This window comes from Bacillus sp. 2D03 (assembly GCF_003946765.1).
Lineage (GTDB): Bacteria > Bacillota > Bacilli > Bacillales > Bacillaceae_G > Bacillus_A > Bacillus_A cereus.
The window spans coordinates 139,194-154,243 of the sequence record NZ_RPSJ01000010.1; the positions used below are offsets into that span (position 1 = coordinate 139,194).

Sequence of the window (15,050 nt, forward strand, 5' to 3'; positions counted from 1 at the left end):
CACCCCCTATTCCATCTTTAATCGTTTTTGTAGTTGTTCCCTCGCGCGTGACAATCTTGATTTCACTGTTCCTTTCGGTATTTCTAACAGCTTTGCTATACTCACTTGATTCATGTCTTCATAGTAATAAAGCACCGTAACAGCTCTTAATTCTTCATGTAACGACTGAATCGCATTACACAAATCTATATCTTCATACTGATCACACGCACTCATATTGTAATCATTCTCTTCTGTCACAATTACATTTTTATACGCTCTAATAATATTGTTACACTCATTTATTAGTATTCGAATTAACCAAGTTTGAAAAAATTCTTCTTTCTTTAATTTTTTTATATTTTCATAGGCTTTTAAAATTGTTGTCTGTATCGCATCCTCTATATTTGTCTCATCACGTAACATCGCCTTTGCTATTCGATACATCTTCACTTTTTCTGTATGTATAAGCGCTACAAAGGCTTCATGATCACCTTTTTTCGCTAAAGAAACATCCGTTTCTTCTTTTATAATCATTTTATATAAAGGGATTACTTTCACAATCGCTCCTCCTGTTTCATCCTCACTTCATCACTTCCAATTTAACTTTACATGTATTAGACGTATGAACCTAGAAAAAGGTTCACTTTTTTGAATATTTTTGTAATTAAAAAGATAAATATCCTTTATAAGTATGCAATAAACATACTAGTTTAAATTTACAAATAAAAAAAGCCCACTTTCTCAGTGGACTTTCTACTCTATAACGGTAAATCCCTCTTCCTAAATACTACAATCGCTACGATAAAAATACAAAGCGCTACAGCAGTTAAACTTATACTTACCGGCCATATATTATATGATCCTTCAGCAATTTCTTTCGGACGAAACAGCGTGAATAATGATAGGTTTTTCATCCATTCTAACTTATCACTTAACTTCCCTACCATATCTAATACGAAAAATAAGATAGTTAAACTCGCTGAATAACTTAGTGCTTTTCTTTCGTCATTACATATACAAGAAAAGAAAAATGAATAGGCACTAACGACTAAAAATATGAGTCCTCCGACTACATTTATCTTCAAAAATAATTCTTTATTTAAGTTATTATCCTCTAAAAACCATTCAGCACCTACTATACCCGCTACATACGTAACCGCTACAATAATCAGTAGTCCTAATATAAGAATAGCCGCTTGCGTAATTGCGATTCGTACTCTAGATACAGGCGTTGCTAGCAAGTATGCCATTGCTCCTTTATCTACATGACGAGCAATTAAATGTGTCGCAACTGTTACGCAAAAAATTGTTAAAATGATAATAAACAATAGACTATAGTATTCGCCCGCTAGAAAATCCATTACGTTTTGAATCGGACTTTCCATACCAACGATTTTTTTCACACTATCAGGCATGGCACCTATTAATTCATTTAGCCCTTTTGCTGATACCATTGACGGGAATATCCAAATTAATAACCACAGATATAAAGCTGCACCAGACGCATAACTCAAAATACTTTTTTGTGTTTCTTTCAAACTAGCTAAAAATAATTGCTTATTCATGCGTTATCCCTTCTTTCTTATCGTAATAATGCATAAATAAATGTTCTAAATCCATCGCTCTCGTTTGAAGTGCCGTTACATTGTAGTTTGAAAGTGTTTGTAAAACAGTTTGATAGTTTCCTTGTACAATGATAGATGCCTCTCTGCCTTTTACCGCTTCAAATTGCAAATTACACTTTGTAAGAGACTCAATCTCTTCTTGTGATGATACTGTTACATCTATCACCTGTCTTCTCATACTTTGTAAATCGTGAATATTTTCAACCGTTACGAGTCGACCATCTTTAATAATAGCTACTCTGTCACAAGTTCTCTCAATTTCAGTGAAAATATGCGAAGACATAAGAATTGTTTTTCCTCTTTGCTTTTCCTCTAATATTAAATCTATAAACACTTGCTGCATAAGTGGATCAAGTCCAGATGTTGGCTCATCTAAAATTAACACCTCTGGATCGTGCATAAATGCAGCGACTATCCCTACTTTTTGCTTCATTCCTTTAGACATTTTGCGAATCTGTGTTTTCACATCAAATTGCAGACGCTCTATTAGTTCATCTCGTCTTTTTGTATCCTTTAATCCACGCATTCCTTGCATTAATTTTAAAAACTCTAATCCGTTCATTCCTTCAATAAAAGAAATTTCACCCGGTAGATAACCAACTTCCCTTTGAATTTTCGCTGCTTCATTCCAACAATCTAATCCAAAAATTGTCGCTTTACCAGCTGTCGGTTTTATAAATCCCATTAAATTACGAATCGTCGTTGATTTTCCAGCACCATTTGGGCCTAAATAACCAAATACTTCTCCCTTTTTTACATCAAATGTAATATGAAACAAACCTTTTCCATTCGAAAACTGTTTTGTGACATCTTGAACTGAAATCATAATTCCACCTCATTTTTTGAAATATTTAATATGTGATATTTCAAAATTATTGTACTCCTCATCTTCCATATTCGCAACAACTTTTTGAAATATTTATTAGTTCATATTTCAAAATTATTGTTTTCCATTATTTTTTCTTGTATATTTTAAGTGAGGTGATTGCATTGAACGGCTTTGAAAGAGTAAAAGAAAAGAAAAAACGTGCCATTAAAGAAGCAGCATTCGTATTATTTTCAGACCGTGGATTTAATGAAGTGAAAATAGAACATATCGCAAAAGAAGCCAACGTTTCTCAAGTTACAATTTATAATCATTTCGGAAGTAAAGATGCGTTATTTAGGGAGCTTATACAAGAATTTATCATATCTGAATTTCAATATTATAAAGATCTTGCAGAAGAAAAATTACCTTTTCATGATATGATGCAAAAAATGATTGTAAGAAAAATGAATACTGGCGGGTTATTTCAACCTGATATGTTACTGCAAATGATGCAAAGGGACGAAGAACTCCGAAAGTTTATTTATAGTTATCAAAATGAAAAAATCTTGCCCTGGTATTTAGAAATATTAGAACGAGCTCAGCGCAAAAACGAAATTAATCCACACCTTACTAAAGAAATGATGTTACTTTACATTCAAATGTTTACTAAATTAGGTGATGATTTTGGGGCACAACTTCTTGAAGGAAATCGCGAAAAACATATACAAGATATAGTCACTATGTTCTTCTATGGTCTTTCTGTTCCACAAAAATAAAAAAGACACGAATTTCGTGTCTTTTTATTTTATAGAAATGACTCTACCTTTTTCACTGCTTTCAATCGCTAATTGAATCAGTTTAATAACATCTAAACCTTCTTTTGCTGTTACAGGTAGTTTCTCACCATTTAATATACTATCTCGCACACCTTTATAATAATTGTCATAACAACCGACTTCTGTTGGAATACGCTCTAAGTTTTCTTCTGTTTCTAAAGTAGCAAAATTCTCTTCATCGTCTACTCCATAACCGTTATCACCTGGCTTCATTCCATTTTTTAATTGCTCTTCCTGCGAATCCATACCGTACTTCACGATAGAACCTTTCTCTCCATGCACTATAAAATGCGGTCCAGCTTTTTTCACATAACTGCTACTACGTAAAATGACACGTTTAACTCCGTAATGAAGTACTATGTGGAAATAATCATCCACCTCTGCACCTGGTCGTTGTTTTATTACATCTGCACTTATCGCATCTGGTTTCCCGAATATTGATAACGCTTGGTCAATTAAATGCGATCCTAAATCGTATAATATACCGGAGCCTGGTAGATTTTTTTCTCTCCATCGATCACGTACATGTGGACGGAAACGATCAAAATTCGATTCATATGCGTATATATTCCCTACTCTGTTTTCTCCTAACAATTTCTTAATTGTTAAGAAATCATTATCAAAACGACGATTATGATATACGCTTAACATTACATTATGCTGCTCTGCTAATGAAATAAGCTTTTCCCCTTCTTCAATTGAGACAACAAATGGTTTTTCTACAACAACATGCTTACCGTTTAAAATTGCTTCTTTTACATATGGAAAATGAGTTGTATTAGGTGATGTAATAACAACTAAGTCAACATCAGCTCGCTTCACCAATTCATCAATTGTACTAACAACATTAGCATTTGGTAATGTTTCTTTTACTACCTCTTCTTTTGAGGATAATACAGCACGAATATCATATTCTTCTATCGTTTGTAATAGTGGGATATGAAATGTCGTACTAGAAAAACCAAATCCTACAATCCCTACACCTATTTTTTTCATGTTGCCCCTCCATTTGTCCCGCTTTAACAGGCAGTAAGATTCCTAACCAAAAATTCAGCGAAAGCTAAGGAATTAGGTGAGAAATCAACTGCTTGTTAAAGCCCGATTGCTTCAACTAATAATCAGTGTGGATAAAGAAAATCCCCATTGATTAAAGTTTCACTTTATGAGAACGATTTCATTGAGTTATTATAACAAGATTATTATTATTTACATAATAAATTGCCTAGAAAAAAGCATCTTGCTATTATTCATAGCAAGATGCCCCCTTTATTCTGGTCTTTTCTTCGTCCACGTTTCTACTACTTCACCAGTATCATTAACATCTAGCACTAGGCTACCATTACTATACCGGTCTTTATTTCGATACGCTTTCGGATCAATCTCTTCTACAATGTTTTTCTCTGTCTTCATGTAAACTAATTCATCGTCCCGAACAATTTCAATACCGACAATGCGGTACGGATTACGTTTTAATTCTTTGAAAATAACAAGACCTCGTTTCGCCCTCGTTGATTTTTCAATTTCTGATGCTTTTAGACGTTTTACAGCACCGCGCTGTGTTACGAGAATAAGTTGATCTTTGTCACCATTTAACGGTTTACCAGAAGCGACATAGTCATCTTCTTTTAAATTAATTGCTTTCACGCCAGCAGCTCTTACACCGACTGGACTTACTTCATCTTCATGGAAAATAAGTGCATATGCACCGTGTGTAGCAAGAACGATATCACTCGTTCCATCTGTCGCAAATATATCGACAACTTCATCATCTTTTTTCAAGTTTACAGCAACGAATGCCCTTGAATAACGCTGAACTTTATATTGATTTAATTCTGTTTTCTTTATCATACCATTTCTTGTTACAAATACGATAAATCGTTTTTCTTCCTCAAAGTTCTGTACAACCGTTGCCCAAATGATTGTTTCATCCCGGTCGAGTGAAACGATATTAGCAACGTGCTGACCTAAATCTTTCCAACGAATATCTGGCATTTCGTATACTGGCAGATATATATAGTTTCCTTTATTCGTAAATAAGAGGACTGTCTCTGTCGTATTCGTATCGAATCGTTCAAGTAAGATGTCACCCTCTTTCATACCGAAGTCTTTGCCGTTTGAGGCATTGTGTGAGCGCCATCCAGTACGTTTCACATATCCTTCTTTCGTTACAGTAACGATGACATCTTCTTGTGGGATCATAACTTCTACATCGATTTTAATTTCCTCGATTTGATCTTCAATAATCGCGCGTCGATCATCACTATATGTTTTCTTAACTCTCTTTAAATCTGTTTTAATTACTTGAAGTAATCTTTTTTCACTTTGTAAAATTGCCTGTAGCTCAATAATTTTCTTATTAAGCTCATCTGCTTCTTCTTGTAACGCCGTAATGTCTGTATTCGTTAAGCGATATAATTGCAAGGAAACAATTGCTTCTGCCTGTGCTTCTGTAAAGCCAAATTTTGCACTTAAATTATCTTTCGCGTTACGTTTATCTTTTGAAGCTCGAATTGTTTCAATTACTTGGTCTAAAATCGATAATGCTTTCTTTAAACCTTCTACAATATGTTGACGATTTTCTGCTTTTCTTAATTCATATTGCGAACGTCTCGTAATAACCTCTTTTTGATGTCCAATATAAGCATCTAAAATTTTCGGTAATGTCATAAGTGTTGGACGACGATTATTGATCGCTACCATATTAAAGTTATATGGAATTTGCAAATCTGTATTTTTATATAAATAATTTAAAATACCTTCGGCGTTTGCTTCTTTCTTTAATTCAACAACAATTCGTAAACCAGTACGATCTGTCTCATCACGCACTTCAGCAATACCATCTAACTTTTTATCTAGACGTAATTCATCCATTTTCTTTACAAGATTTGCCTTATTCACTTCGTAAGGAATTTCAGTGATTACAATTTGTTGTTTCCCACCGCGCACTGTTTCAACTTCTGCTTTTCCGCGAATAATAATTTTACCTTTACCTGTTTCATACGCCTTTTTAATACCATCAATCCCCTGAATAATACCGCCTGTTGGGAAATCTGGTCCTTTCATAACTGTTAATAAATCATCAACAGTACTATTTGGCTTATCAATACGCATCATTGTAGCATCAATAACTTCTCCAAGATGATGCGGAGGAATTTCTGTTGCATAACCAGCGGAAATCCCTGTAGATCCGTTCACTAATAAATTCGGGAACGCTGCTGGTAATACAACCGGTTCTTCACTCGTATCATCAAAGTTTGACACGAATTCAACTGTTTCTTTATCAAGATCACGTAATAATTCAGATGCGATTGGTGATAAACGAGCTTCCGTATAACGCATCGCTGCCGCTGGGTCCCCATCAACACTACCGTTATTACCATGCATTTCAACTAAAACATTACGTACTTTCCAAGTTTGGCTTAAGCGTACCATTGCTTCATATACAGAGGAATCTCCATGTGGATGATAATTACCGATAACATTACCTACTGTTTTAGCTGATTTACGAAACGCTTTATCATGTACATTACCTTCTACATACATAGAATATAAAATACGTCTTTGTACTGGCTTTAAGCCATCACGTGCATCTGGAAGTGCACGATCTTGAATAATATATTTACTATAACGTGCAAAGCGATCACCTAACACGTCTTCAAGCGGGAGGTCATGAAACTTCTCTGCTTGCATGTTATTCCACCTCCGTCTCCATAATCATTTCATTTTCTAAAATATTTCCTTCTTCTTGCATACCAAACTGTACATTACGTTCAATCCATTTACGGCGCGGTTCTACTTTATCGCCCATTAATGTTGTAACGCGACGCTCTGCTCTTGCTGCATCATCAATTTTCACGCGAATTAATGTACGCGTTTCAGGATTCATTGTTGTTTCCCATAATTGATCCGCATTCATTTCACCAAGTCCTTTATAACGTTGTAACATATAGCCTTTTCCAACTTTTTTCGTTACACCGTCTAATTCCTCATCTGACCAAGCGTATTCAATTACCTCACTCTTACCTTTTCCTTTACTTACTTTGTATAAAGGAGGAAGTGCGATAAACACTTTACCAGCTTCGATAAGTGGCTTCATATATCTGTAGAAGAACGTTAATAACAATACTTGAATATGAGCCCCATCCGTATCGGCATCGGTCATAATTACAACTTTATCGTAGTTAATATCTTCAACATCAAATTCATTTCCTACACCGCCGCCAATCGCATAAATGATTGTATTAATCTCTTCATTTTTAAAGATATCAGCAAGCTTTGCTTTTTCTGTATTAATTACTTTACCACGTAACGGTAATACGGCCTGGAAACGTCGGTCTCGTCCTTGTTTCGCAGAACCACCGGCAGAGTCACCCTCTACTAGGTACAGTTCATTTTTTTGCGGGTTACGTGATTGTGCAGGTGTTAATTTCCCGCTTAACGTACCTTCTGATTTTTTCTTTTTCTTACCACTACGCGCTTCTTCTCTTGCTTTACGGGCTGCTTCACGGGCTTGTGCTGCTTTAATTGCTTTTCTCACAAGAAGTGTAGCTACATCAGGATTTTCTTCTAAAAAGTATGCTAAATGCTCAGATACAATGGCATCAATTGAAGAACGCGCTTCACTTGTACCTAGTTTCCCTTTCGTTTGCCCTTCAAACTGAAGCACTTCTTCTGGTACACGTACCGAAACGATAGCCGCTACACCTTCACGAATATCTGTGCCTTCTAAGTTTTTATCTTTTTCTTTTAATAGTGCTACTTTACGAGCATACTCGTTAAACACACGCGTCATCGCTGTTTTAAATCCAGCTTCGTGTGTTCCACCATCTTTTGTACGTACGTTATTTACAAACGATAAAATGTTTTCTGAGTAGCCATCGTTAAATTGAAATGCTAGTTCTGCTTCAATTCCATTTTGTTCACCAGTGAAATATACAACTGGATGAATGGAATCTTTTTCTTCGTTTAAATATGAAACGAAAGCTTCAATTCCCGTTTCATAATGAAATACATCCTCTAAATCATTTCGCTCATCTTTTATCGAGATTTTCATTCCTTTTAATAAGAATGCAGATTCACGTAATCTCTCACATAATGTTTCATAATTATAATTTGTTGTGCTGAAAATCGTTGTATCTGGTTTGAAATGCATCGTAGTACCAGACTCTTTCGTCTTCCCGATTTTCTCAAGCGTCGTTACAGGAACACCGCCATTTTCAAAGCGTTGTTCGTAAATATTTCCGTCACGCTTAATCGTTACGACTAACCATTCTGATAAGGCATTTACAACCGATGCCCCAACACCGTGCAAACCACCACTCGTTTTGTAACCACCTTGACCAAACTTACCACCGGCATGAAGTACAGTTAAAATAACTTCAGGTGTAGGTTTCCCAAGTTTATGCATTCCCGTAGGCATTCCTCGCCCTTTATCTATAACGCTAATACTATTATCTTTATGTATTACGACTGAAATTTCGTCGCCAAATCCCGCTAACGCTTCGTCAACGGAGTTATCTACTATTTCATATACTAAATGATGCAATCCACGGCTGTCCGTGCTCCCGATATACATACCCGGGCGTTTTCGAACGGCTTCAAGTCCTTCTAACACTTGAATCGCATCTTCATTATATTGGAACTGATGCTTCGCCAAACTCCTTGCCCCTTTCCTAATCCAAAATCAGAACATATGTTTCTATTATAGAATAACGCCTCGACTATAGTTTTGGCAAGTTATCTTATCTCTTTTATATACCATTTTCAATAGAAAAATCCTTGTTTTCTCACAAGGATTCCTCTAGGCTACTATTTCAGAAAAATAATCGTTTGTCAACGAGAAATGGATATGTATTCCAAGATTACACATTCCAAACCTTTATTATGATCCAAATGATCAAGATCCAAAATGGGATTACAAATAACAACCCCCAAAAACAGCCTTTAAAAAATCTCATGATGAACACCTCGTTCATCGGCCCTACTTATCTATAATGAGGGCTGAATCAATCTTTCTACCTTTAAATCTATACTATTTTGTCATCGCATGTTCTACTTTAATACAACGATCCATTATTACAGTATAGTCTTTTTCTTTTAAAAATTTATATGTATCCTCATCTTGTACTCCTAATTGTGCCCAAAAAACATCTGCATCAATCTCTACGAATTCTTTTGCAACATCCATTAAAAACTCTGAGCGACGAAATACATTTACTATGTCAACGTGTTCCTTAATATCCTTTAGTGAAGAAACTGCCTTTTCTCCAAGCACCTCATCTACTGTTGGATTAACTGGAATAATGCGGTATCCAGCATCTTGCATTGCTTTTGAAACCATATACGATGTACGTTCTGGCTTATCTGATAATCCAACAACCGCAATTGTTTTGCTTTTCTTTAACACTTCACCAATTTCCGTACGAGTTGGGTTTTCAATTGTCATAATTAATCCCTCCTATTCCTTTAGTATAGCCGATAAAGAAAGTCTCTTTCAATATGAAAGAGACTTTCTTTTATTTCAATTATTGATTCTTTGTAGCTGAATTATCTGCTAAAGTAGCCGATTTCGTCATTTTTTGACCGTTACGGTAGAATGTAACTTCTACTTTCTCGCCTACTTTTTTCTTTTCATATAAATATTTACGGAATTGAAGCGCATTCTCTACTTTTTGATTATCTAATGCTACTACGATATCATATTGCTCTAAACCAGCTTTTTCAGCCGGTGATATTGGGTAAATTTTACCTAATACAACACCATTAGTTACTTCTTTCGGTACTTTCAATTGATTGACTGCATAAGCTTGCACATCTTCTAATGAAACGACACCTACTCCAAGCGCTGGACGTTTCACTACTCCGTCTTTTTCAAGTGATTCAATAACTGGCTTTGCGATATTAATTGGAATAGCAAATCCAATTCCTTCAACTTCTTGTTGTGCAATTTTACTTGAGTTAATCCCAATTATTTCACCATTTTGGTTAAATAATGCACCACCACTGTTACCAGGGTTAATCGCTGCATCTGTTTGAATAACTTGTGCTTGCCAATCTGGTCGTTTATCGCCATCAATATCAACTGGAATTTCACGTTCTTTACTACTGATTATACCTTCCGTTACACTTCCATCAAAACCTAGTGGGTTACCGATTGCAATTGCTTTTTCACCCGCGCGGATTTTACTTGAGTCACCTAAAGTTGCAACTTTATTCACATTAGCCCCGTCAATTTCAACAACAGCTAAGTCTAACCAAGGATCTTTCCCTACTAACTTTGCATCTACCTTTTTACCATCACTTAGTTTTACAGCAAGTTTATTTGCACCATCTACTACGTGGTTGTTTGTTACGATATATGCTTTATTCCCTGCTTTTTTATAAATAACACCTGATCCTGAACCAGCTTGTTGTTCTTGACCTGTCGGTTGCATTGCAAATGGATCAACACTTTGTTGCATATTAATAACACCTACAACAACATCTTTCGCCCCTTCAATCATACCAGGTAAATCAGTTTCATTTTTCGCTTTATTTACAACAGGAACTACAGTACCTTCTACTTTTGAATCCGAACTAAATGATGATACTGGCGCTCCATTATTTTGAGCCCATGGCATATATGGTGCTGCAAAACTAATCGAAACCGCTCCGACTACAGCCCCCACTAAACCTGTGAAGAAATAGCCTTTTTTACTACCTGATTTTCTCACTTCTCTCGTTTCACTATGCTCTTCATTTAAATTTGGTCCGTCGTAATATCCCATGTTTTATTTCCCCTCTCTGGTGAATTCGTATTTTCAGTATAGTCACGTTTTGTGTCCTTCTTGTGAACTCATCGTGAAATCTAATTAAAAAAATACTCCTATCTAACATTGTAGACAAAAAAAGTATTTTTTGTACATTCTACCTTCAAAAGAGAGTATAAAATCGCCATTTCCCTAGGCTAAATTACACAAATCGTTCTAGATTATTCTTCAAATTTATAACCAACTCGAATAACAGTACCGATATGCTTTGCTTTATCTCCTAGCTTATTTCGAAGTTTTTTAATATGGGTATCAACCGTTCTGTCATCACCGTAATAGTCATATCCCCATAACTGATCTAATAAATGTTGACGTGATAACACGATTCCTTTGTTCTCCATTAAATACACAAGAAGTTCAAATTCTTTATGTGTCAATATAATTTCTTCTCCATCTACTAAAACAGTTCTAGATAGACGATTTACTTCTATTCCAGCTAAAGACATAGCATTTTCTTCCGCTACTCCTACCGCACCATCCGCACGTTTCAATAACGTCTTTGCGCGAGCTACTAATACTTTCGGGCTAAATGGTTTCGTTACATACTCGTCTGCACCTAATTCGAAACCTAGCAATGTATCATCCTCATCCGAACGTGCTGTCAACATAATAATTGGTACTGCTGATTCTTTTCTAATTCTTCTACAAACAGACCATCCATCTATTTCCGGTAACATAATATCTAACATAATTAAATCAATTTCATGCTCTGCAAATAACTCTAACGCTTTTTTTCCATCTTCTGCTTCGATTACTTCAAAGCCTTCATTACGAAAATAATCACTAACAATTTCACGTAATCTTCTTTCATCTTCAACAAGCAATACTGTTTTATTCATATAATCTATCCCGCCTTTTTACTCTTTCAATCGAATAATACGTTGATTGGAGCTTCCGCGAAATGGAAGTGTTAAATCTTTTTTCTCAATTTCAAACCTTCCATCGACTAAAACATCCCCATAATGTAACAACTCTATCATATCATTATTTTGAGAACTCTGTATCTCTTCTAACGTATAACCTGTATACATCCATAGGTTTTTTTTCAAATCTTTCACGATTTTTGCTACCTTTTTCACTTCAGCAGCTTGAAAAAATGGATCTCCACCTGAAAATGTTACATCAGTTAATGGATTACTTGCAATCTCTTTCACAATTTCTTCTACTGTCATTTCCGTTCCATTGCAAATATTCCACGATTTCGGATTATGGCAACCAACGCAACGATGCGGACAGCCCGCAAAAAACACGACTGTCCGCAATCCTTCTCCATCTACTACACTATCATGAATAATATTCATCACTTTCATTTATGTTTCACCCGATCTATCTCTTCACTACGTTTCGCACTATTCCACTTCGACATATCTCCTACAAGATAGCCTGTTATACGGCGAATTCTTTCTATATTAGCCTCATCTTTATTCCCGCAACTTGGACATTCATTCCCAATAACCCCGTGATAACTACAGCACTTACAACGGTCAACAGGATGATTAATTGAACCGTATCCAACGCCATGTTCTGCCATGGCTTGTACAATTTGTTTTAATGCCTTTTTGTTATGCATTGCTGCTCCATCTAGTTCAATATAAGTAATGTGTCCTCCATTACAGAGAGCATGGAACGGGCCTTCTAAACGGATTTTATTTATCGCTTGAATGTTATAATAAACTGGAATATGGAATGAATTCGTATAGTAATTATGGTTCGTTATACCGTTAATTCCACCAAATTCTTCTCTATCTTTTTTCACAAACTTTCCTGATAATCCTTCTGCTGGAGTTGCAATTACTGAGAAATTCAGTTGATGTTCTTCTGTCGCTTTATCCATTCTATCTCTCATAAAGGAAATAATTTCATACCCAAGTTTCCATGATTCTCCATCTTCCCCATGATGCTTTCCTGTTAAAGCTACTAAACATTCCGCAAGACCGATAAAACCAATACTTAACGTCCCTTGTTTTAAAATCGAGGCTACGAAGTCTTCAGGCTGCAACGTTTCTCCACCACGCCATACACCTTGTGAATATAAAAACTGAAAATCTCTTGCTCGCTTCGTACATTGATACGCATATCTTTCTAATAGCTGCTTAATTCCTAAATCTAAATAATAGTTTAGCGCTTCAAAAAACGCTTCTTTTGAACCACTAATTAACGCTAATTTCACTAAATTAATAGACGTAAATGATAAATTCCCTCTACCAATCGCTGTTTCTTCTCCATGTATATTAGACATAACACGGGTACGACATCCCATGTAACATACTTCACTTTCCGGTCTTCCATCATAATGCACTGCATTAAACGGAGCATCTAAAAATGAAAAGTTAGGGAACAATCGTTCAGCCGTTGTCTCTAATGCTAATTCAAATAAATCGTAGTTCGGATCACTTTCTTCAAAATTCACACCTTTTTTCATCTTGAAAATTTGAATCGGAAAAATCGGTGTCTCTCCTTTACCAAGTCCAGCTTGTGTCGCTTTTAAAAGTTGTTTAATTAACATTCTTCCTTCTTTTGATGTATCTGTTCCATAATTAATAGAAATAAACGGTACTTGTCCTCCGCCCCTACTATGCATACTATTCGAATTATGAACGAAAGCCTCACACGCTTGATACGTATCATTTTCCGTTTCTTTCCATGCGAATTCTTCTATTTGTTCTTTCGTAAGCGGATATGATTGTAATCGTTTTTTATGTCTCTCAATTGTTTTTCGTACATAAGGTGCTAAATCAATATCAAAGAGTGCAAACGATTGACCACCATGCTGCATATTTTGATTCGCTTGAAAAATAATAGACGAAAGAGCCAATGCACTTTTAATGTCTTGCGGTTGTCTCATATGTCCATGTCCAGTATGAAAACCGTTAGCAAGCATTTGCGCTAACGGAATTTGTGAACAAGTCGTCGTTCCTGTCGCATAAAAATCTAAATCATGTGGATATAATATATTTTCATTTATCGCTTTTTTCACTTGATCTGACAATAAATTCTCAACAGCATAATATTTTGCACTCTCAGATGCAAATGTTCCCATTACGCCCATTGGAGAGCGGCCGTCTACATTTGCATTTTCTTGCATTAAATCTTGTTCATTGCCGTGGACTATTGTCTCGAACACTTTCATTAATTCTTCTTCTCCACGTGTATTATTTTGTAACATTTATAACCCTCCACCAATATGTTGTTATCTTTTGATTAAAATGTTACTACATATAGTCTTACTGTTTCTGTGAGAAATGTAACATTACTGTGAAATTTTTTTCACGAAATAATGAATTTTTCATTTACAAAAAAGAAATGTGCTCTTTACAAATGTATGGTACAATATACGGGAAAAACTCTTTTTACCCTTTATCAACACATTTGAATAAAGGAGACTGAACTTATGGTTACTACATATCTTTTATTTATCGTTGCCTACTTACTTGGCTCGATTCCATTTGCACTAGTTGTTGGAAAAATCGGCTACGGAATCGATATTCGTGAGCACGGGAGCGGTAATCTAGGCGGAACAAACACATTCCGCACATTAGGGAAAAAAGCAGGTTTTACCGTTACAATTGCTGACATTTTAAAAGGGACATTAGCAACAAGTCTACCAATGATTTTCGGATTAGATATTCATCCACTATGGTTCGGGTTAGCGGCTGTTCTTGGACATGTCTATCCAATCTTCGCGAAATTCCGCGGTGGTAAAGCAGTTGCAACTTCTGCTGGGGTGCTATTATGCTATTCACCAGTTGTTTTTGCAATATTGGCTGTTGTATTTTTCACCCTTTTATTTACAACAAGATACGTATCACTTTCTTCTATGGTAACAGCAGTTGTTGCTGTTATTGCATCCATTGTTAGCGGGGATAAAATCTTCATTATTGCGATGTGTTTATTAGCAGGTATGGTTATTTATAAACACCGTGCAAATATCGGACGAATTATAAATAAAACTGAACCAAAAGCAAACTTTTCAAAAAAGCAAAAATAAGAT

Annotated in this window: 13 protein-coding genes; 2 read left to right on the forward strand and 11 right to left on the reverse strand. The window is 35.6% G+C overall.

Annotation, left to right across the window (positions count from 1 at the left end; genetic code table 11):
• Positions 1-6: 6 nt before the first annotated feature.
• From EBQ15_RS21565 to EBQ15_RS21575, 3 genes are all read right to left on the reverse strand, one after another.
• A complete protein-coding gene (locus tag EBQ15_RS21565; protein WP_000864726.1) occupies positions 7-540 on the reverse strand; it encodes a sigma-70 family RNA polymerase sigma factor in 534 nt (177 codons plus the stop codon).
• 200 nt (positions 541-740) lie between these two features.
• Complete coding sequence (locus EBQ15_RS21570) at positions 741-1,547, reverse strand: ABC transporter permease subunit (protein WP_001041436.1); 807 nt, start codon at positions 1,545-1,547, stop codon at positions 741-743.
• Positions 1,540-2,433, reverse strand: coding sequence for an ABC transporter ATP-binding protein (locus tag EBQ15_RS21575; protein WP_000626582.1), 894 nt, complete (start codon positions 2,431-2,433; stop codon positions 1,540-1,542). The genes EBQ15_RS21570 and EBQ15_RS21575 overlap by 8 nt, the downstream gene beginning before the upstream one ends.
• A 155-nt stretch (positions 2,434-2,588) precedes the next feature.
• On the opposite strand from EBQ15_RS21575, the gene EBQ15_RS21580 reads away from it, so the two are divergent.
• Positions 2,589-3,191: a TetR/AcrR family transcriptional regulator gene (locus EBQ15_RS21580; protein WP_002000413.1), complete on the forward strand. Its 603-nt coding sequence runs from the start codon at positions 2,589-2,591 to the stop codon at positions 3,189-3,191.
• A gap of 24 nt (positions 3,192-3,215) precedes the next feature.
• On the opposite strand, the gene EBQ15_RS21585 is transcribed toward EBQ15_RS21580, so the two are convergent.
• From EBQ15_RS21585 to EBQ15_RS21620, 8 genes are all read right to left on the reverse strand, one after another.
• Positions 3,216-4,247 (reverse strand): oxidoreductase, encoded by a 1,032-nt coding sequence (locus EBQ15_RS21585; RefSeq protein WP_000719772.1) that lies wholly within the window; start codon positions 4,245-4,247, stop codon positions 3,216-3,218.
• 270 nt (positions 4,248-4,517) lie between these two features.
• Positions 4,518-6,941: a DNA topoisomerase IV subunit A gene (parC, locus tag EBQ15_RS21590; RefSeq protein WP_001147465.1), complete on the reverse strand. Its 2,424-nt coding sequence runs from the start codon at positions 6,939-6,941 to the stop codon at positions 4,518-4,520.
• A gap of 1 nt (position 6,942) precedes the next feature.
• Positions 6,943-8,907, reverse strand: coding sequence for a DNA topoisomerase IV subunit B (gene parE / locus EBQ15_RS21595; RefSeq protein WP_001062202.1), 1,965 nt, complete (start codon positions 8,905-8,907; stop codon positions 6,943-6,945).
• A 375-nt stretch (positions 8,908-9,282) separates the two neighbouring features.
• Complete coding sequence (locus EBQ15_RS21600; RefSeq protein WP_000151387.1) at positions 9,283-9,696, reverse strand: CoA-binding protein; 414 nt, start codon at positions 9,694-9,696, stop codon at positions 9,283-9,285.
• Between the two features lie 79 nt (positions 9,697-9,775).
• Positions 9,776-11,017 carry a S1C family serine protease gene (locus EBQ15_RS21605; protein WP_000542641.1) on the reverse strand — a complete coding sequence of 414 codons (1,242 nt, stop codon included), beginning with the start codon at positions 11,015-11,017 and terminating at the stop codon, positions 9,776-9,778.
• A gap of 203 nt (positions 11,018-11,220) precedes the next feature.
• A complete protein-coding gene (locus EBQ15_RS21610; RefSeq protein WP_001044679.1) occupies positions 11,221-11,898 on the reverse strand; it encodes a response regulator transcription factor in 678 nt (225 codons plus the stop codon).
• Between the two features lie 18 nt (positions 11,899-11,916).
• The gene (nrdG, locus tag EBQ15_RS21615) at positions 11,917-12,369 is read right to left on the reverse strand and encodes an anaerobic ribonucleoside-triphosphate reductase activating protein (protein WP_000867078.1); all 453 of its coding nucleotides are present in this window, start codon (positions 12,367-12,369) and stop codon (positions 11,917-11,919) included.
• The gene (locus EBQ15_RS21620; RefSeq protein ID WP_000940067.1) at positions 12,366-14,225 is read right to left on the reverse strand and encodes an anaerobic ribonucleoside triphosphate reductase; all 1,860 of its coding nucleotides are present in this window, start codon (positions 14,223-14,225) and stop codon (positions 12,366-12,368) included. The genes nrdG and EBQ15_RS21620 overlap by 4 nt, the downstream gene beginning before the upstream one ends.
• Before the next feature lie 225 nt (positions 14,226-14,450).
• Here EBQ15_RS21620 and plsY point away from each other — a divergent pair, with 225 nt between their 5' ends.
• On the forward strand, positions 14,451-15,047 hold the full coding sequence (gene plsY / locus EBQ15_RS21625; protein ID WP_000258974.1) for a glycerol-3-phosphate 1-O-acyltransferase PlsY: 597 nt from the start codon (positions 14,451-14,453) through the stop codon (positions 15,045-15,047).
• Positions 15,048-15,050: the final 3 nt, after the last annotated feature.

Bases quoted from the DNA above. Each gene is read 5' to 3' on its own strand.
- EBQ15_RS21570 (WP_001041436.1), bottom strand. From the start codon at position 1,547: ATGAATAAGCAATTATTTTTAGCTAGTTTGAAAGAAACACAAAAAAGT.
- EBQ15_RS21575 (WP_000626582.1), bottom strand. From the start codon at position 2,433: ATGATTTCAGTTCAAGATGTCACAAAACAGTTTTCGAATGGAAAAGGT.
- EBQ15_RS21585 (WP_000719772.1), bottom strand. From the start codon at position 4,247: ATGAAAAAAATAGGTGTAGGGATTGTAGGATTTGGTTTTTCTAGTACG.
- parC (WP_001147465.1), bottom strand. From the start codon at position 6,941: ATGCAAGCAGAGAAGTTTCATGACCTCCCGCTTGAAGACGTGTTAGGT.
- EBQ15_RS21600 (WP_000151387.1), bottom strand. From the start codon at position 9,696: ATGACAATTGAAAACCCAACTCGTACGGAAATTGGTGAAGTGTTAAAG.
- EBQ15_RS21605 (WP_000542641.1), bottom strand. From the start codon at position 11,017: ATGGGATATTACGACGGACCAAATTTAAATGAAGAGCATAGTGAAACG.
- EBQ15_RS21610 (WP_001044679.1), bottom strand. From the start codon at position 11,898: ATGAATAAAACAGTATTGCTTGTTGAAGATGAAAGAAGATTACGTGAA.
- nrdG (WP_000867078.1), bottom strand. From the start codon at position 12,369: ATGAAAGTGATGAATATTATTCATGATAGTGTAGTAGATGGAGAAGGA.
- EBQ15_RS21620 (WP_000940067.1), bottom strand. From the start codon at position 14,225: ATGTTACAAAATAATACACGTGGAGAAGAAGAATTAATGAAAGTGTTC.
- plsY (WP_000258974.1), top strand. From the start codon at position 14,451: ATGGTTACTACATATCTTTTATTTATCGTTGCCTACTTACTTGGCTCG.